We start from the raw sequence: 18,265 nt of genomic DNA, 5'->3' as shown, positions 1-18,265 counted from the left end.
AGGTTGACCACTTTAACGCTTTTCAAGAGTTTCCTGCCGCAGCGGCGCGTTTTTTCTCCCGTTGAACCGATGCCCACTTCCACGTCGCCCACAGTGGGCTGGCGATAAAAATGGAAGAGTACATGCCGATGGTCAAACCGAACAAAAGGGCCAGTGAAAAGTGGGCGATCGTCTCACCGCCGAACAGAAACAGGACTGCCGCCGTAAAGAGGACTGTGATCCCAGTGTTGATGGAGCGCACTAACGTTTCCTGAATGCTCACGTTCACGACGTCTTTCAAGTCTTGGAACTCTTTAATTTTGGCAACCTTCAAGTGTTCGCGGATGCGGTCAAAGATGACGATCGTGTCGTTGACCGAATAACCGACAATCGTCAGAACGGCCGCAATAAACGTAAGGTCCACTTCGATTTGTAAAATGGAAAACATCCCGACGGTAAACAACGCGTCGTGGAAGAGGGTGAGTATGGCCGCTACCGCAAAGCGGTATTCAAAACGCACCGCGACGTAAATAATGATGCCTAGGGACGCTAAAAGGAGCGCAATGACGGCGTTCCGGGCCAGTTCCCGCCCGATGACGGGAGAGACGACCTGCTCTTGCAAGTCTACCTGTTCGCCGTACTCCGCTTGAAACGCTTCGCGAATGTCAATCACTTGCTCGTTATTTAACGTCATGGGGACGTTCACAATGGCAAAATTGTCGTCATTACCGCCGACGCGAATCTGGGCGTCCTCAATGCCTTGCTGTTCCAGTATGTCCCGCGCTTGTTCCACTGTGAACGGTTCATCGATCTGAATGTCCAACCGGGTGCCGCTGACGAAGTCGATGCCTAAATTCAACCCCGCGATGAGGAGCGAAAGGATTCCAGCCAACAGGAACACGCCGGAAACGAGAAAAAACAGTTTTCGTTTGCCGACAAAATCGAATTTATAGTTCACCGATTTCCTCCCCTTTCACCCCGAACCAACTCGGGTTCTTCAAGACGCGGGATTTCAGCAGTAGATTCATCAGCAACCGCGAGCCGGCTACCGCTGTCAAGAAACTGACGAGGATGCTGACGATGAGGGAGACGGCAAAACCTTTAATGTTGGCCGTCCCGAAGTAGAACAGCACTGCCGCCGCCACAACCGTCGTAATGTTTGCGTCGAATATCGTGAGGAACGAGCGCCGAGAACCCGCTTTCACCGAAGACGGGATCGTCTTCCCGCTGCGAATTTCTTCCTTGATCCGCTCGTACATCAGGATGTTCGCATCAACGGCCATTCCGATGCCCAGAATAAACGCCGCGATTCCCGCCAGCGTCAGCGTGACGTTGAGTAAGGAGAACGTCAACAAGACGAGATACGCGTACGCTACGAGCGATATGGCGGCAATCATGCCGGGCACCCGGTAGTAGCCGATCATGAACAGCAGGACGATGAGCGACCCGTACACACCTGCTTTTAAACTTTGAATTAAAGATAACTCTCCGAGACTGGCCGCGATGGAAAACGACTGAATCTCTTCCAGATTGACCGGAAGAGCCCCGGCGTTCAGCAAATCCGCCAGTTCCTGGGCCTCGTCTACCGACATATTCCCTTGAATCACAGCTTCACCGTTCGGAATGACGGCGTTGATGCTGGGGGCGCTCACCACCTCTTCGTCCAAGTAAATCGCTAAAATCTCCCCCATGTGATCGCGGGTAATGGCGGCGAATTTCTCTGCGTCTTTCAACTTCAAAGCGACAACCGGCTCGTTCGTGTCTGGATCGAATTGTACGCTCGCTCCGTTCTCCTTTAGGTCTTCCCCTGTTAACAACACTTCTTCGTGGTTGAGGCGAAACGTCAAGTGTGCCGGCGTCCCCAAAATGCGCCGCGCTTCGTCTTGGTCTTCTACACCGGCTAGCTGTACGCGAATGCGGTTTTCCCCTTCGATGGCCACGTTCGGCTCCTCAACCCCTAGCACGTCGATCCGTTGCCGAACGGCAGCCGCGGCTGCCGCCAACGTTTCCTGGGTAATCTGCTGTCCCTCGTTTAACGGTTTCGCTTCGTACAGCACTTCAAAGCCGCCTTGTAAATCTAGCCCGAGTGTAATGTTGTTGACGACATCTTCTGCCGTCCAGGCGATCGTGGCGAATACGGCCGCCACCAGGATGACAAACACCAAAATCCTGCTCCATCTGATCATCTGCAGCCGTTCCCTCCTCTATCCAACATGCCCATTATCGCAAGTCGGATCAGGCATGTCAATTTTGTCGGCACGAAAAATCGACCTGTTACAGGTCGATTCCTTTATACGCATTGGCGGTCATCCAGTTCATGAACGTCGTCACTTTCAGCGATAGAATGTCGTTTACCAAGCGGTGAAGGGGAGGCAGTGTCTCTTTGTATGATTCAGACACACACAGCCAAATCTCCCGGCTCGTCACATGCTCATACCCGTACAGCGCGAACTCGTCCGCCTTGTCGGCACACAACTGCTCAATCTCCGGTCCCATCTCCTTTAACGACCATCTCTCTTTGTGCACGAAATTTCCCTGCCTTCACACACGTTGTCAAGTATAGACATTCGACGCAACCCAAAAAAACTCCTCCTTTCCGTCACGGAAAAATTCAGTCATCAACCTGTCCCACGGCTGCATAGGCTTGTATTACCGACGTGCGTTCAGGAAGGAAGGGCCTCATCTGTGAGCAAGCAGACGTTTATGCAAGGGACACTCATACTCGTCGTCTCCGGACTGATTAACAAGGTGCTCGGATTTATCTACCGGATCTCTTTGACCCGCTTAATCGGCGACGAGGGCATTGGTTTGTTCCAAATGGCGTTCCCGATTTTGACGTTAGTCATCACTCTCGCCACACTAGGGTTGAACGTGGCCATCTCCAAGCACGTGTCCGAAGCGGAAGCCTTGCACGACGAAAGTCGCATTCGTTCGATCTTGCTCGTATCGATGGGCATTGTGCTGATTACGAGCTTCGTTTTAGTGACGTTCATGGTCGTGAGCGCTCCCCTCATCGCCCGCTACGCCTTGACCGATCAGCGCGCTATTTACGCCTTGATGGGGATAGCCCCGACCATCCCCATCGTGGCCGCAGCGCACATCTTTCGCGGGTATTTTCAAGGAAGGCAAAACATGTTCCCCTCTTCCGCCGCCAGCGTCATCGAGCAAGTCGTCCGCATTTTCACTGTTCTGTTTTTCGCCTCACTGCTCATGCCGTACGGTGTGGAATTTGCAGCGGCCGGGGGAATGATTGGGATGGTGGTCGGCGAGTTCGCAGGGCTTTGCCTCATGCTTTACCATTTTAAAAAAGATCCATCCCGCCCCCTCTTTCGCCATCCGCCCGCTTTCGTCCGAAATTTGCCTCTCGCTCAAACGGTGCGAGGACTGTTTCGCATCTCGATGCCGGTCACGGCAAGCCGCCTCGTCGGTCACGTGACGTACGCCTTTGAGCCGATTCTCGTGGCGCAAAGCCTGGCCCTAGCCGGGATCGCCACTGGTGTGGCCACGTCACTGTACGGCCAATTAGCTGGAATGGTCATCCCCCTGGTGTACTTTCCCAGCTTTCTCACTCACGCCCTTTCTGTCTCCCTCGTCCCTGCCATATCGGAAGCGGCTGCGGTGAACAACGACAGGGCCGTGTACTGGAGGCTCAAGCAGTCTTTTCGCCTTTCGCTTATCGTCGGAGCACCTGCAGCCGCTGTGATGACCGTGATGGCGGAGCCGCTGTGTGTGCTCATATACGGCAATGCCGAAGCCGGACGCCTCATGCAGTTGATGGCCCCCTTTACGTTGCTGTGGTACTTACAAGGGCCTTTCGCCGCCGTACTGCAAGGCCTGGACCGGGCAAAGGATGCGATGCGCAACTCGATCATCGGCTCGGTCGTCAAATCCGGACTCATCTTTATCCTCGGCTCGCAACCGGCCCTCGGGATCGACGGTGTCGTGATCGCCATGAATACGGGAATTGTCATTGTCACCCTGCTCCACATGGTTTCGATCACCCGCCTCGTCAGTTTCACCTTCGATATTCGGGAAATTGCCAAAGTTCTCCTCGCGATGCTGATCACCGGGTGGATCTGTTACTTCTCGATGGCCGTCTGGTTTGAAGGCAACAGCATATGGTGGACGGTCCCCTTGACCCTGCTCATTAGCGGAGGCGTCTACTGTGGATGTGTGTTGTTTTTGCGTCTCCTCGTTCAAGATGACGTCATACACATTCCAGTTGTCGGGAAATACCTCGCTCTCCTGCTTCCAAAGCGCTATTAACCGTTCACGACTGCTTCCGGTCAATGTGCAGTTCTCCGTTTGAAACATCGTACAAGGCGAAAAAAATGTCTTTAAAATCTTTATACCCCTGTTTTTGGACCTCGTTTTTCAGCCAGAAGCGCGTCTGTCCGATTTCTTCCAACCGTTTGTCTTGCACTTTGCCGTCGATGATGAGCGGAACGGGCAGGTGATGCTGACCTCTCAATTCCACCCCTGCCTCCTCTTTCGTCACGGGTTGTTTACCTTCTTTCAGAATGACGCTCAGTTTTCCGGACGTCTCCAAAATCGCATGTTCCACGTCGGTCACTTTCTCTACGTTTTTTTCGCGCAGCTGAAGCAGTAAATCGGCTATGTTGTAGCGGTGTTTCGCCATCTCTTGTTCTTGGATCTCGCCGTTTTTAATTAAATAACTGGGGGTTCCCTCAATCACTTTGCGTATTTTGCTACTTTTTAACGACAAAAATGACATGGAAACTTGCAAGAGCATCAGAACGATGACAGGGACCATGCCTCTTAGAAAGGTGACGTTCGTATCTTCGATGGAGATTGCAGCCAACTCCGCGATCATGAATGACACGACGAGGTCAAAGACCGAAAGTTTCCCTATTTCCCGTTTTCCCATGAGGCGCATAATCAACAAAACAAAAAAATAAATAAAAATGGTCCGCAACGTGATCGTCATCAGTTCCATGCCTATCCGTCCTTCTCTCAAGTTCCACAGTTTAGTGTCCGCACTGCCGTTTTAAATATGCTTCAAATTCGAGTGCTAAACGGGTGAACAGGCTCATAGGATGTACCAAATTGATGGAGGTGGTGTCCATGGACAGATTTCTCCTGCGCTCCCCGTTACTCGCCGGACTCCTCACCGTTTGGCTACTCGTCGTCATCGGCGCGCTGATTACAGCATTTATTCTCAATTACACCGATGTCCAAGAGCAACACTTTAACTACTTCAGTTACACGATCAACAGTTTGGCACTTTTCGTCGGCGGATGGATCGCCGGCCGCAAGAGCGGTCGCAAAGGGTGGTATTTCGGTGCCGTAACCGGCGGTCTTTACGCCGTCATCGTGTTTCTCATCGGCATCCTCGCCTTTGACACTTCGTTCGACTGGTTCAATCTCTTGCACTTCGCCGGGGCTATTGCAATTGCCGCACTGGGAGGAATGTTGGGGGTGAGCATGCGAACGTCGGCGTAGTGTTCCCCGTTGCGGGGACAGGCCACATACACGTATGGGGAACGGGGGCGGCTCTCTGAGACTTCTGAAAGCGTCTGCATTTGCGAGCTGACAAAAGAAGGCCAAAAATCTTGTGGTTTGTCAGCTCTTTTTTTACGGATCACGTCCATTTCCGCTATAATGGAATGGGGATTATTGCTTTGTTGGAAAGAGGGCCAGCATGTTTCAATCGATGACGACCATCACACTGACGACCATCGCCGTGACTTTTCTCATCGTTTTGTGGGCGACACATCACAATCCGCTCAACACCTTGTTCCGCTTTCTTTCGGCACTCAGACACGATCGCCTCCTGCTCTTTCACGTTTTGGCCGCTTTAGCCGTGTTGCTGCTGAACAAATTGGAGCTAAAGCTTGAACAAGTGCTGCATTGGCCACTCGATTTTACACCTTACGTTTACCGGCTGGAGGGAGCGTTCATCCCCTTCATTCAGCACTCCTTTGAGTCACCCCTTGTCACGGCAGTTTTAACATTTTTTTACATTATCGTGTTCACGAGTCTGCTCGTCTCCTCCCTCTTCGTCTATTTTCAACAGCGCGATTGTCACGCGCTGTACACGCTCTTGTACGCCATCATGCTGAATTACTTTATCGCCATCCCCTTTTTCTTGTTCGTTCCGGTGTACGAAACGTGGGTGTACCATCCCGATGTGGAATTTTTGATTCCTCACATTTATCCGTCATTTGAGCAGGAATACCGCGCCATGTCCGGTTTGGACAACTGCTTTCCCAGTTTGCACACGTCCATGTCTGTGACGTTGGCGCTCATCGCCGTCCGTTCCAAAAGCCGCCTATTCGGCCAAATCGTGTCGGTATGTGCGGGGATTATCGTGTTTTCCATCTTCTACCTCGGCATTCACTGGTTTTTAGACGCCGTTGCCGGTACACTCCTCGCCCTCATCTCTGTCAAATTGGCCAGACATCTCACCTTAACCTCAGTCGGAAGTCACATTAAAGCATTCTGGGTGCACGACAAACCACCTTCCCGCCTCTAGTAAAACCGGTAAAGTTCGTACGTCCCCCTCCTTTCGGCAGTTCTCCGTGCAGCAAAAAGGCGCCCCGCTCGAGGCGCCTCCTTTGTCTTCAAACAGTGTGATTATTCACTGTCTTCACCTTTGACGGCGTTGACGGCGTTACGCTCAAACACCATTTTCGTCGTGTCCGACACTTTGAGCGTCACTCTCTCTTCGGTGAGATCGACAATCGTGCCGTGAATGCCGCCGATCGTGATCACTTTGTCACCTTTTTTCAACGCTTGCAGCATGGCGTTGCGTTCTTTTTGCCGTTTTTGCTGCGGACGGATCAGCAAAAAATAAAAGATGGCAAATATCAAAATGAGCGGCAACAAACTAGTCAATAAGTTTGGTTCCATTATGTACAGTCCCTCCTTTTAAACATCAGCTAAAAAGGTTTATGTGAATTTTGCCCGTAATATTGGGCAAAAAACTCATCCCGAAAGTTCCGTAACCGGTCTTCCCGTATCGCTTGGCGTACGTTTTCCATGAGCCGCAACAAGAAGTACAAGTTGTGGTAAGTCGTTAACCGCAATCCCAAAATCTCGTCTGACTTGATTAAGTGACGGATGTAGGCTCTCGTGTAGTTGCGGCACGTGTAACAGTCACACGCCGGGTCCAACGGACTGAAATCCCGCGCGTACTTCGCGTTCCGGACGACGAGCCGCCCCCGGCTCGTCATCGTCGTCCCGTTGCGGGCAATACGTGTCGGAAGGACACAGTCAAACATGTCGATGCCACGTACGGCTCCTTCTACAAGGGCATCAGGTGAACCGACTCCCATCAAGTAACGAGGTTTCGTATCTGGCAGAAGGGGAACCGTATATTCCAAGACATCGTACATGATCTCTTTCGGCTCTCCGACGGACAACCCTCCGATGGCATAGCCGGGAAAGTCGAGGGCTGTCAGACTTCTCGCACTCCGTTCGCGCAAATCCCGGTACACGCCACCTTGGACGATCCCGAACAGCGCTTGTTCGTCCGGACGCTTGTGGGCCTTCAGGCATCGTTCCGCCCAACGGGTTGTCCGTTCAAGGGACGTTTCGACGTACTCCCGTTCAGCCGGGTACGGTGCACACTCGTCAAACGCCATGATGATGTCACTGCCGAGGGCGTTTTGTATCTCCATCGCTTTTTCCGGCCCGATGAACAGCGGTTCACCGCTGATGTGGGAACGAAAGGTGACCCCGTCTTCCGTAATGTGACGCAACTTGCTGAGACTGAACACTTGAAAGCCGCCGCTGTCCGTCAAAATGGGGCGGTTCCAGTGCATAAAGCGGTGCAGTCCGCCTGCTGCCGCGACGACTTCATGGCCCGGACGCAAAAACAGGTGGTACGTATTGCTCAAAATGATCTGAGCGTCCATTTCTTCCAGTTCTTCCGGGCTCATCGCTTTAACCGTTGCGAGTGTGCCGACCGGCATAAACGCAGGTGTCTCCACAATGCCGTGAGGTGTATGTAAGCGCCCCAAGCGGGCCCCGGTCTGGTGACACGTCTTCAGTAACTCGTATCGTATGGCCAAACACACTGCCTCCTACCTAACTTTACCCATTATACCTTATAAAGCGCGTGAATAAAACCGGACAAGACGGGAGTTAAATGATGAGCATCGCGTCGCCGAAACTGAAAAAACGGTACTCCTCCCGAACTGCTTCCCGGTAGCTTTTCATCGTCAGCTCTCGCCCGGCAAAGGCGCTGACGAGCATGACCAACGTGGATTTTGGGAGGTGAAAGTTGGTGATGAGGGCGTCAACAGCACGAAAGGTGTAACCGGGGTAGATAAAGATGTCCGTCCATCCGCTTCTTGCATAAACCGTACCCTCGTCGTCGGCAATCGACTCCAACGTCCGACAAGACGTCGTGCCGACGGCCACCACCCGCCTTCCGTTCGCTTTCGCCTTGTTGACCGCTTCAGCCGCCTCGCGGCTCACGTCGTAATACTCGGCGTGCATGCGGTGATCCTCTACTCGATCGGCCGTGACTGGGCGAAAAGTGCCTAATCCGACGTGTAACGTAATCGCGGCGATGTTCACGCCTCTTTGTTCGATTCGGTTCAACAGCTCTGGCGTAAAATGGAGCCCAGCCGTAGGCGCTGCCGCTGAGCCAGGGTGGCGCGCGTACACGGTCTGATATCGGTCCGGGTCGTCCAGTTGTTTCTTGATGTACGGTGGGAGCGGCATTTGTCCCAAACGATTGAGCAACTCCATCAGCACACCATCATATTCTAAGCGAAAGATGCGCCCTCCCGGGGCTTCTCCCTCTTCTTCGGCCACTGCCACCAATTCTCCCTGGCCGAAGACGACTTTTGTCCCCGCCTTGATCCGCTTAGCCGGTTTCACCAGCGTCTCCCACCGGTCACCCTGCAACTGTTTTAAAAGCAACAGCTCTATTTTGGCCCCTGTGTCCGCTTTGCTCCCGATTAAGCGGGCTGGAATGACTTTGCTGTCATTTAGGACGAGGACATCACCCGGCTGGAGAAATTCCACAATGTCCTGAAAACGCCTGTGTCGGATGGAGCCGTCCTCCCGTCTGAGAACGAGGAGGCGAGACTCAGACCGTTCGGCGAGTGGCGTTTGGGCAATCAGCCGTTCAGGAAGATCAAAATCAAATTGTGAGACGTCCACTCCATCAAAGCATCCTTTCTCTCTACGTGCAAAAATACCACATCCCCAAACGCGGAGACGTCTTTTTTTCAATCAGCGGAAAAAGCGGAACAACCCTAAAATAAGGGAGAGCACGACGCTGATGACGATACAGGTGACAATCGGAAAGTAGAAGCGGAAGTTCTCCTTCTCCACTACAATGTCCCCTGGCAGACGGCCGAGATTTAAAAACTTTCCGCCGACCTGCCAGAGCAACCCGACCATGATGAGCAACACTCCGGCTCCTATTAACAGTTTCGTAATTTCGTTCATGACGGCATCTCCAATCCGAAGTGTTTGTAACAGTTGGCAGTCACGACGCGACCGCGGGGCGTCCTTTGCAAGAACCCGATCTGTAACAAATACGGCTCGTACACATCTTCGACCGTTTGCGACTCTTCCCCAATCATCGCGGCAATGGTGTCCAGTCCGACAGGGCCTCCTTGAAATTTCTCCATGATGGACATGAGCAGTTTATGATCGACCTGGTCTAGCCCTAGTTTGTCCACTTGGAGAATTTCTAACGCTTCCTTGGCCATCTCCTCCGTTATAATCCCGTCCCCTTTTACTTGTACGTAGTCACGCACGCGTTTTAAGAGACGGATGACGACCCGGGGGGTTCCGCGGGATCGGAGGGCAATTTCTTCAGCGCCGTTTCCGTGAATTTCAACACCCAAAATTTCCGCCGAGCGGTAAACGATTTTTGTCAGGTCGTCAACCGAGTAGTAGTCCAGCCGACAGACGACGCCAAACCGATCACGAAGCGGAGAAGAGAGAGCACCCGCCCGTGTCGTGGCGCCGACAAGCGTAAACGGCGGCAAGTCGAGACGGACCGATCGGGCACTCGGACCTTTGCCGATCACGATGTCCAGGGCGAAGTCTTCCATCGCCGGATACAACACCTCTTCCACACTCCGGTGCAAGCGGTGTATTTCATCAATGAACAGCACATCCCCCTGTTGCAAGTTGGTCAAAATGGCTGCCAAATCGCCAGGCCGCTCGATGGCCGGTCCGGATGTCGTCTGCAGATTGACACCCAGTTCGTTGGCAATAATGGCGGACAACGTCGTTTTTCCCAGGCCGGGCGGTCCGTACAGCAGCACGTGGTCCAACGCTTCCTTCCGCTGTTTCGCCGCCTCGATAAAAATGTGTAATGTTTCCTTCGTGTGAGATTGTCCGATGTACTCGTTCAAATACCGCGGGCGAAGACTCGCCTCTACCTGTTCGTCTTCTGTTGTCAACTGCGTCGTAATCATTCGCTCTTTCAACATTGTCACCTCAATCTGAGGTCGTAACTTTGAAAACGACACCTGTCCCCACATGTCGAATTACAAAAATGTCTTCAATGCCTTCCTAATCAGTACGTCCACCGGCACGTCTTGTGCACTGGAAGCCTGTAGAGCCTCTGCCACAGCGCGTTTTGCCTCTTTCTCATTATATCCGAGGTGGATGAGGGCTTCAATCGCTTCACCTGCCGGCCCTGGGTCTCCTTTTGCCGCCCATTGGGGCTCGATTGGACGGCCCGTATCAATCGCGTCCTTTAACCAGACGTCCAATTCCAACTTATCTTTTAAATCTAAAATGATCCGCTGGGCTGTCTTTTTTCCGATGCCGGGCAAACGCGTCAGAAACCGGATGTTTTCCTCATAGATAGCTTGGACGACTTCCGCCGGCTGACCGGATCCGATGATGGCCAGGGCGCCTTTGGGACCGATCCCTGAAACGTCCAACAGCTGACAGAACAATTCGCGCTCTTGTTTCGTTTTGAACCCGTACAGTGCCATTACATCTTCGCGTATGTATTGATAGGTGAAAATGCGCGCCTTTTCCCCTTCGCTGCCAAACGCATAAGGATTGGCACTGATTACGCGATACCCAATCCCTCCAGCTTTCACCACCACAGCAGCGGGAGTGATGTACACAATTTCGCCGTCAATGAAGTCGATCACGTGACTCGCCCCCCGTTTCGCCCGTCGGCGGAATGCACCTGCCGCGCCAATTTTGACGAATGGGCCTCGCAAATGGCGACGCCGAGGGCATCGGCGACATCGTCAGGTTTTGGAGTTTCCGGAAGTGCGAGTAGCATTTTGACCATTTGCTGGATCTGGTGTTTTTCCGCTTGGCCGTAACCGACAACCGCTTGTTTTACTTGGAGCGGTGTGTACTCGGTCATCTCCACACCGGCCTCCGCCGCCGCGAGCACGATGACGCCTCGGGCTTGTCCAACAGTAAAAGCCGTTGTCACGTTCCGGTTGAAAAACAGTTTTTCCACTGCGACAACGGTCGGTTTGTACGTGTGTATCAATTCCGTACACTGGTCGTATATGTGCTTTAACCGTTGCGGTGTCGACAGTTCTGCTTTAGTCTGTATACTGCCGTAATGTACCGCTTTTAACCGGCTCCCCTCGTGATCCACGATGCCAAAGCCGACAATGGCAATCCCCGGATCGATTCCCATAATGCGCAAAGGCCACTCTCTCCTTAATAGTTTTCCAACTGCGAATCGTCGATATCGAAGTTGGCGTACACATTTTGCACATCGTCGTTGTCTTCTAAGGCTTCCATTAACTTGAGCATGCGCTTGGCGTCCTCCCCGGCCAACGGGACCGTGTTTTGCGGCACCATCGTAATGTCGGCCGCAGTGAACGACACCCCCTCGTTCTCCAACGCTTCCTTGACAGTTTCAAAGTCTTCCACTGACGTCGTAATGTCAAAAGAGTCACTGGAGGATTCAAAATCTTCTGCGCCTGCATCTAAGGCGCTCATCATCACACTGTCTTCGTCCAAATCGGTCTTTTCTCGGTCAACTGTGAGCACGCCCTTGCGCTCAAACATCCAAGCGACACAGCCAGCTTCCCCTAAATTGCCTCCCTGCTTAGAAAAGATGTGGCGTATGTCTGCCGCCGCCCGGTTTCGGTTGTCCGTGAGTACTTCTACCAATACGGCGACCCCGGCAGGACCGTAACCTTCGTAAGTGATTTCCTCGTAATGGTCACCTTCCGTCTCGCCCAGTGCTTTTTTAAGTGTGCGTTCAATATTGTCATTCGGCATGTTGGCCGACTTTGCCTTTTGGATGGCCAATCTCAACCGCTGGTTCGTATCGGGATCACCTCCGCCCTGACGGGCGGCGACGTAAATTTCCCGCGACAGTTTCGTAAATATTTTACCCCGTGCGACGTCCTGCCGATTTTTACGGTGTTGGATGTTTTTCCACTTAGAATGTCCGGCCATGACGAGTTCCTCCTCAAATCGCGTGTTGAATGGCGAAGGTCTCTGTCTCTTTCGGCCATTTCTTTACCATCTTATCATAACCGGTTGCGTCAGTACTAGGCAACTCCGAGCCACGACAGGAACGCGTTCCACTTTCTTTCGTCGCGGACCAGCATCTGTAAGTACGGGATGACTTTCTGCTCGTCAAACCCCTGCCTGTGCTTAATTAACCCTAATGCTTCCCGGTAGAAATCGTTCGGAAACAAGAACAACTGTGACAGTAGCCGCTTCTCATCTGTCGAAAGGGGGCGAATCGCTTCGTATGTGCGCAAAATGAAGGCGAATACGTGTGGATTCCAATGCCATTCCACAAGGGCTCGGCTCGCCAGTTGCCACAAATCGCCCAGTTGGGCATCGAGATCAGCAGTCTCAAAATCAATCAACCACGGTTTTCCTGTTACCCCAATTAATATGTTGTGGCTGGCCAGATCACGATGGGCCACCGTCCCCTCCTCTACGCCAGAAGAGACGACTCTTCTGAGCGCTGTCCTGTCAATTCGGTTTAACGCCCGTTCTCCGTGTCGACGAAAATCTTCGCTAGCAAATGCAAACTGGGGAAAAGCTGACAGCTGGCGACACACTTTCTCATACTGTTCAAACCGGTTGACGAGGCGGTCAGCGAGTGTACGCCTGACATCAAAGTCGGGAGGCGTCTCCACTGCTATTGCCTTCCGGTGAAAGCGCGCCAACAACACGGCGCTTTGACGCAGATCCCACACATTTCTGTATCGTGCCGTTCTCCCGGGAATGTAACGCATCACCAACCATCTGTCCTGCCAAACAAAGAAATCCGGCATGGACCGAAATCCCTTTTTCCGGATAAGCCGATCGGCCCGCTGCCACCAAAACATTTTTGCAGTATGGTCAACGGGCTTGGCCAGCCACCTGGCACTCGGTGTCTTCAAGAGTAAAAAACCGTTTTTCAGTCCTGTCTGGACGACAGGCTCATTTAAAAATGGTTCTATAGCCTTTAAATCGACGCGCATCGTGTCCCCGCCCAATCGTATTACGTTTGGTAACATAGGTATGGGGCAAAGCGCAAAAATGTGCAAAGCACAAAAAGTCCCTGCCTCAGACAGGGAACTTAAAAGCGAAATGACGACCAGGGGTGTATCAGACGGAACTGCTGCTTTCATCGGAATCAACGCCGTCCTGTACGTACGGCGATGCTCCGTACGGCGGCTGATCATATCTCGGATCGTACATCCCTACACCGGGAGCCGAATACGGCCCGTGCATCGGATAGGTCGTCATGGGCTGTTGGCATCCCATCCAGGAATACGGTTCCGGAAAACACGCCCCCGGTGCATAGTGGGGGATTCCAGGAGGTCCCATCCAAGGGGCGTAAGGCCAGCATCCGTACATTCCGCCGTAAGGAGTCCCGGGCGTACTCGGCATGGTCGGCCACCTCTCTCGATGTCCTCCGCTTTCCCATCCCCTTTCAGAGCTCGGATATTCCCCCCTGTCTGGCCTACCCGGCGGCATGGGCTTCTCTGGTTTCGACGGAGGTTTCACCGGAATCCCGCCGGTCGGGATGCGGACTTTTTCTCCCACCTTCAATTGGTTCGGATCCTGGATTTGCGGATTGGCGTCTAACAACTTCTGCAAAGGTACGTTATATCTCTGGGACAGTTTCCACAACGTATCCCCGGGACGAACGATGTGAATTCTCATCTCATCACTCCCTACACAGTGTCACTACCATTCTATGCAGGGATTAGGCGATTTGCTCACAAAAAAACTCGGGAGTCTCCCGAGTGCGTTGCGGTTGTAGAAAAAAGGGACGACTAACCCACCGACCGGGTCATCGACTCGAACGCCTTCACGCCTTCGACCTCGACTAATTTCCGAAATTCGGACAAGAGGTGCTGCGTGACTGGACCCGGTTTTCCACTGCCAATTGTTCGGCCATCCACGTTCACCACTGCGATCACCTCGGCAGCCGTCCCCGTTAAAAACACTTCGTCCGAAACGTACACGTCATGGCGAGTAAACGGCTCTTCTTTCACCGTATAGCCGACTCGGTCACAAATATCGATGATCGCCTGGCGCGTAATACCTTCCAAAGCCCCTAAGTAGGTGGGAGGTGTGTAGACGACGCCTCGCTTGACTGTAAAAATGTTGTCCCCTGAACATTCCGCCACATAGCCGTCAGCGTTCACCATTAACGCTTCCCCTACCCCGGCGCGGTTCGCTTCTATTTTGACCAACACATTATTTAAGTAGTTGAGTGATTTAATTTTAGGATTCAATGCGTCGGGGACGTTTCTCCGTGTCGGGACGGTTACAATTTCCAGACCGTTTTCATACAGCTCTTTCGCATACAGTGTGACTTGATCCACGATGATCACGACACTCGGTTTATGGCATTTCGTCGGGTCCAGTCCTAAGTCGCCGACCCCGCGGGACACGACTAGTCGAATGTAGGCGTCGCGCAGTTTATTTTTGCGCACGGCCTCGACGACGAGCTTTTCCATCTCTTCCAGTGTGTGGGGGATTTCGAGCAAGATAGACTTCGCCGATTCGTATAACCGCACCAAGTGCTCTCTTAAGCGAAAGATATTGCCGTTGTATACGCGAATGCCTTCGAAGATTCCGTCTCCATACAAAAATCCGTGATCAAATACCGAGATACGTGCCTCTTCCTTTTTAACAAACTCCCCGTCCATGTAAACCCACCGCTCTTCCACATTTAGCACCTCCGATTAATCCGTCGTAATGTTCTGTCAAATAGTACAATAAAAAAAATCCCTCCGACTCAGATTCTGGCGTCAGAACCTGCCGCTGGAGGTTTTTATCCTCACGGTGTACATCGGAATCCGATGTCGGTGCCGCTCGGACCAGACTTTTGTTTAACCAAAACGGAACCCTAGGCACCCTCCTGACAGTTTACCTAATCCGTATACAATCAATTTAATGTTAATTATACGAGTGCATATCCCGATTGTCAACGGGTGACAGAGTTTGCCTTTTGGGTGTAGGCAAAACACGGATAAGATCCGAGTAGACGAATGCCACAGCCCAGCGCCTCTATTTCTGCTAAAGCCCCTTGCATTAAAACGTTCTCGGCGTCCATGGCAATATCGATGAAGAAGTGATAGCTCCCTAGTCCTTTTTTCGTTGGACGCGATTCGATGCGCGTCAAGTTAATTTTCCTCCAGGCGAACACGGCTAACACCTGATGAAGGGCTCCGGGAAAATCTTCCGGGAGTGTGACGAGCACACTCGTTTTATAGGGGACATCTCGGCTTCCATTTTTCAACTCTTGCCCGATGACAATAAAACGCGTAAAGTTGTTTCCGTTGTCTTCAATTGATTCGGCGCGCAAACTCAATTCATAAATATCTTTTGCCAACTTGTTTCCGATGGCAATCCACGGTTTTGTCGGATGCTCACTGATCACCTGAGCTGCTTCAGCCGTACTGTTGGCATACTCAATCTCTGCTTGCGGCAAGTTTTCGCGCAAAAACAACTGACACTGGGCGACCGCTTGGGGGTGTGACAAAATTTTTTCGAACGCTTTAAGCGGAAGATCCCGTTGCGACTGATGTACGAGCAAGTGTTGCGAGATCGGGTATACAAGTTCTCCTGTTATCGGGATGTCCACTTGGTGCACGAGCCAGTCGAGGGTGAGGTTCACGGACCCTTCTATCGTGTTTTCAACCGGCACGACGCCGAGATCGACGGATTTATTGTCGACGGCATTGATGCAATCCGGAATGGTCTTAAACGGAATAAACTCATATTGGCTGGCAGGTAACAAATATTGTGCAGCCTCTTGCGTAAACGTGCCTTTCGGTCCTAAATAAGCTGCCTTTCGTTTCATGAAGAAGCTCCTTCAGATGTTGTGATCGGGCGGTTATCTCGTTTTCTCAACACTGTACACGTTTGTCGAGGTTCTGTCAATCGGACCACAGCCCCTGTATCCCACGGTTTCAGGTGGAGAATGCTCACCGGAACACCGTAACGGGTGAAAGCGTCCTTCAAATAGCGCGTCAGTTTTGTTTTTTCACGCGTAAAGGCCAACAGGGTCGGACCGGCCCCACTTAAAGCGATTCCTAACGCGCCGTGATCCCGCGCTGTATTGAGAATGTCAGTCATCCCCGGTATAAACTGGGCGCGATACGGTTGGTGCAGTAAATCGCACATCGCTGCGTCGAGTAAATCCCAGCGTCCTGTGATGAGTGCGGCCGTGAGCACATTTGCTTTACTGCTCGAGAGAACGGCGTCTTTAAACGGGATCTTCTCCGGCAAAGCGCTGCGGGCGCGTTTCGTCGGCAGTTCGAACTGGGGCACCGCCACGACAACATCTAGTGGGGGGACTCTACACGCACGACTGAGGCGTGTTGACCGTCCCACGACCCAATGACCACCCCTCCTAACAGGCTGGCGCCGATATTGTCCGGGTGACCTTCCCACGCAGTCCCTAACTGCACTAAATCCTCCGAGCTGTACACTTCGCCCAAAAGCGCATTCGACGCCACCAAGCCGGCAGCCAACGCTGCGGCACTACTCCCCAGTCCGCGCGTCAACGGTATGTCGCTCCACACGTGCACGTGGAGGGGCGGCAGCTCTTTTCCCTGCTCGGCGAAACATTTTTGCATCACTTGCAACAGTAAATTATCATCGCCAGTCGGCAAACCGGCCAGCGAGTCACTGTGGAAAAATAGACGCGTTTCTTCTGCCAGTTCGACGCGCACAGTCGTAAACAGGTTCAACGCCATCCCGATCGAATCAAAACCGGGGCCTAAATTCGCCGTACTGGCTGGCGCGACGACTTCAACTCGTTCACGCATCGACGTCCCCTCTTTCCACACCAATTGCTTGCAGCACTTCAGACAAATTCCCCGAAACGACCTTCGGTGTCACACTCACGGCGTCAATGGCCGTATCTGGATCTTTCAGACCGTTTCCCGTTATCACGCAAACGACGCGATCTCCCGGTTGCAATTTGCCTTCCCTGTGTTGCTTGAGCACGCCAGCCACCGATGCGGCAGAAGCCGGTTCTGCGAATACTCCTTCCTCAGCCGCCATGAACCGGTACGCCTCCAATATGTCCTCATCGGACACCATGCCGATGAAACCCGCGGATTCCGTCGCAGCCGCCGCTGCTTTCTCCCAGCTCGCTGGATTGCCGATGCGAATCGCAGTCGCCACCGTTTCCGGATGTTCGATAACCTGTCCTTTGGTAATAGCGGCTGCTCCCTCCGCTTCAAACCCCCACATTTTCGGCAACGTGTCCGTCTTTCCCCGTTCCCGGTACTCTTTAAACCCTTTCCAGTAGGCCGCAATATTTCCCGCATTGCCGACAGGAATCGCCAAAATGTCCGGAGCTTCTCCTAAAGCGTCACACACCTCAAACGCCGCTGTCTTCTGTCCCTCAATTCGATAGGGATTGACCGAATTGACAAGGGTGATGGGATAAGATGACGTGATCTCGCGCACAAACTTCAGCGCTTGATCAAAATTTCCGTCGATGGCAATCACCTCTGCCCCGTAAATGACGGCCTGCGCCAGTTTGCCGACCGCAATCTTTTTGTTCGGAATCAATACGATACAGCGGAGGCCTGCACGGGCTGCATAAGCTGCAGCGGAAGCCGACGTGTTCCCCGTGGACGCACACATAATCGTACGGCTGCCTTCTTCCATTGCCTTCGCTACTGCCATGACCATGCCACGGTCTTTAAAGGAACCTGTCGGATTCAACCCTTCGAATTTAAAGTACACTTCTGCCTCCAACATGTCGGACAGGCGCTCCGCGTAAATGAGCGGCGTATTTCCCTCCAGCAATGTGATGAGCGGTGTGTCATCTGTCAGCGGTAAATAAGAGCGGTAATGCCTCAGCAAACCTTGCCACACA

The 18,265-nt window shown here is 52.7% G+C and carries 22 protein-coding genes; 3 read left to right on the top strand and 19 right to left on the bottom strand.

Annotation, left to right across the window (positions count from 1 at the left end; translation table 11 throughout):
- Positions 1–22: 22 nt before the first annotated feature.
- The 3 genes from secF to B0W44_RS04935 form a co-directional block, all read right to left on the bottom strand.
- Positions 23–937, bottom strand: a complete 915-nt coding sequence (secF, locus tag B0W44_RS04945; protein ID WP_077719040.1) for a protein translocase subunit SecF — start codon at positions 935–937, stop codon at positions 23–25.
- Positions 927–2,165, bottom strand: a complete 1,239-nt coding sequence (gene secD, locus B0W44_RS04940) for a protein translocase subunit SecD (protein WP_077719039.1) — start codon at positions 2,163–2,165, stop codon at positions 927–929. The genes secF and secD overlap by 11 nt, the downstream gene beginning before the upstream one ends.
- An 88-nt stretch (positions 2,166–2,253) precedes the next feature.
- Positions 2,254–2,505, bottom strand: coding sequence for a post-transcriptional regulator (locus tag B0W44_RS04935; RefSeq protein WP_418304073.1), 252 nt, complete (start codon positions 2,503–2,505; stop codon positions 2,254–2,256).
- A gap of 159 nt (positions 2,506–2,664) precedes the next feature.
- Here B0W44_RS04935 and spoVB point away from each other — a divergent pair, with 159 nt between their 5' ends.
- Entirely contained in the window at positions 2,665–4,245 is a 1,581-nt protein-coding gene (gene spoVB, locus B0W44_RS04930) for a stage V sporulation protein B (protein WP_228441520.1), read from the top strand.
- Between the two features lie 4 nt (positions 4,246–4,249).
- Here the strand turns inward: spoVB and B0W44_RS04925 are convergent, their stop codons facing one another.
- Positions 4,250–4,936, bottom strand: a complete 687-nt coding sequence (locus B0W44_RS04925) for a DUF421 domain-containing protein (protein ID WP_077719037.1) — start codon at positions 4,934–4,936, stop codon at positions 4,250–4,252.
- Positions 4,937–5,064: 128 nt separating this feature from the next.
- Here B0W44_RS04925 and B0W44_RS04920 point away from each other — a divergent pair, with 128 nt between their 5' ends.
- Both B0W44_RS04920 and B0W44_RS04915 read left to right on the top strand, forming a co-directional pair.
- The gene (locus B0W44_RS04920; RefSeq protein ID WP_169835429.1) at positions 5,065–5,442 is read left to right on the top strand and encodes a TIGR04086 family membrane protein; all 378 of its coding nucleotides are present in this window, start codon (positions 5,065–5,067) and stop codon (positions 5,440–5,442) included.
- A gap of 199 nt (positions 5,443–5,641) precedes the next feature.
- The gene (locus B0W44_RS04915) at positions 5,642–6,475 is read left to right on the top strand and encodes a phosphatase PAP2 family protein (RefSeq protein ID WP_077719035.1); all 834 of its coding nucleotides are present in this window, start codon (positions 5,642–5,644) and stop codon (positions 6,473–6,475) included.
- A gap of 101 nt (positions 6,476–6,576) precedes the next feature.
- Here B0W44_RS04915 and yajC read toward each other — a convergent pair whose 3' ends face one another.
- The 15 genes from yajC to thrC form a co-directional block, all read right to left on the bottom strand.
- Positions 6,577–6,852, bottom strand: a complete 276-nt coding sequence (gene yajC / locus B0W44_RS04910) for a preprotein translocase subunit YajC (protein WP_077719034.1) — start codon at positions 6,850–6,852, stop codon at positions 6,577–6,579.
- A 29-nt stretch (positions 6,853–6,881) separates the two neighbouring features.
- Positions 6,882–8,015, bottom strand: a complete 1,134-nt coding sequence (gene tgt, locus B0W44_RS04905) for a tRNA guanosine(34) transglycosylase Tgt (protein ID WP_077719033.1) — start codon at positions 8,013–8,015, stop codon at positions 6,882–6,884.
- A gap of 73 nt (positions 8,016–8,088) precedes the next feature.
- Positions 8,089–9,117, bottom strand: a complete 1,029-nt coding sequence (gene queA, locus B0W44_RS04900; protein ID WP_077719032.1) for a tRNA preQ1(34) S-adenosylmethionine ribosyltransferase-isomerase QueA — start codon at positions 9,115–9,117, stop codon at positions 8,089–8,091.
- 72 nt (positions 9,118–9,189) lie between these two features.
- Positions 9,190–9,408, bottom strand: a complete 219-nt coding sequence (locus B0W44_RS04895; protein ID WP_077719031.1) for a DUF2905 domain-containing protein — start codon at positions 9,406–9,408, stop codon at positions 9,190–9,192.
- Positions 9,405–10,403 (bottom strand): Holliday junction branch migration DNA helicase RuvB, encoded by a 999-nt coding sequence (gene ruvB, locus B0W44_RS04890; RefSeq protein ID WP_149027090.1) that lies wholly within the window; start codon positions 10,401–10,403, stop codon positions 9,405–9,407. Before ruvB ends, B0W44_RS04895 begins: the two co-directional genes overlap by 4 nt.
- A gap of 60 nt (positions 10,404–10,463) precedes the next feature.
- Positions 10,464–11,084 (bottom strand): Holliday junction branch migration protein RuvA, encoded by a 621-nt coding sequence (gene ruvA / locus B0W44_RS04885; RefSeq protein WP_077719029.1) that lies wholly within the window; start codon positions 11,082–11,084, stop codon positions 10,464–10,466.
- Positions 11,081–11,602 (bottom strand): crossover junction endodeoxyribonuclease RuvC, encoded by a 522-nt coding sequence (gene ruvC, locus B0W44_RS04880; protein WP_077719028.1) that lies wholly within the window; start codon positions 11,600–11,602, stop codon positions 11,081–11,083. Before ruvC ends, ruvA begins: the two co-directional genes overlap by 4 nt.
- A 14-nt stretch (positions 11,603–11,616) precedes the next feature.
- Positions 11,617–12,366: a YebC/PmpR family DNA-binding transcriptional regulator gene (locus B0W44_RS04875; protein WP_077719027.1), complete on the bottom strand. Its 750-nt coding sequence runs from the start codon at positions 12,364–12,366 to the stop codon at positions 11,617–11,619.
- A 95-nt stretch (positions 12,367–12,461) separates the two neighbouring features.
- A complete protein-coding gene (locus B0W44_RS04870; protein WP_169835428.1) occupies positions 12,462–13,427 on the bottom strand; it encodes a protein kinase family protein in 966 nt (321 codons plus the stop codon).
- A 91-nt stretch (positions 13,428–13,518) separates the two neighbouring features.
- Complete coding sequence (locus B0W44_RS19055; protein ID WP_077719025.1) at positions 13,519–14,079, bottom strand: LysM peptidoglycan-binding domain-containing protein; 561 nt, start codon at positions 14,077–14,079, stop codon at positions 13,519–13,521.
- 113 nt (positions 14,080–14,192) lie between these two features.
- Positions 14,193–15,095, bottom strand: coding sequence for a branched-chain-amino-acid transaminase (ilvE, locus tag B0W44_RS04860; RefSeq protein ID WP_077719024.1), 903 nt, complete (start codon positions 15,093–15,095; stop codon positions 14,193–14,195).
- 257 nt (positions 15,096–15,352) lie between these two features.
- Positions 15,353–16,231 (bottom strand): prephenate dehydratase, encoded by an 879-nt coding sequence (pheA, locus tag B0W44_RS04855; RefSeq protein WP_077719023.1) that lies wholly within the window; start codon positions 16,229–16,231, stop codon positions 15,353–15,355.
- Positions 16,228–16,701 carry a homoserine kinase gene (locus B0W44_RS17695; protein WP_169835427.1) on the bottom strand — a complete coding sequence of 158 codons (474 nt, stop codon included), beginning with the start codon at positions 16,699–16,701 and terminating at the stop codon, positions 16,228–16,230. The genes pheA and B0W44_RS17695 overlap by 4 nt, the downstream gene beginning before the upstream one ends.
- A gap of 14 nt (positions 16,702–16,715) precedes the next feature.
- On the bottom strand, positions 16,716–17,201 hold the full coding sequence (locus B0W44_RS17690) for a GHMP family kinase ATP-binding protein (protein ID WP_149026932.1): 486 nt from the start codon (positions 17,199–17,201) through the stop codon (positions 16,716–16,718).
- Positions 17,194–18,264, bottom strand: a complete 1,071-nt coding sequence (gene thrC, locus B0W44_RS04845) for a threonine synthase (protein WP_077719022.1) — start codon at positions 18,262–18,264, stop codon at positions 17,194–17,196. The genes B0W44_RS17690 and thrC overlap by 8 nt, the downstream gene beginning before the upstream one ends.
- Position 18,265 lies beyond the last annotated feature (1 nt).

The sequence above is a fragment of the Novibacillus thermophilus genome (genome assembly GCF_002005165.1).
Classification (GTDB): domain Bacteria; phylum Bacillota; class Bacilli; order Thermoactinomycetales; family Novibacillaceae; genus Novibacillus; species Novibacillus thermophilus.
Note: the sequence above shows the minus strand (reverse complement) of the source record. Positions and strands in the feature narration are given on the sequence as shown.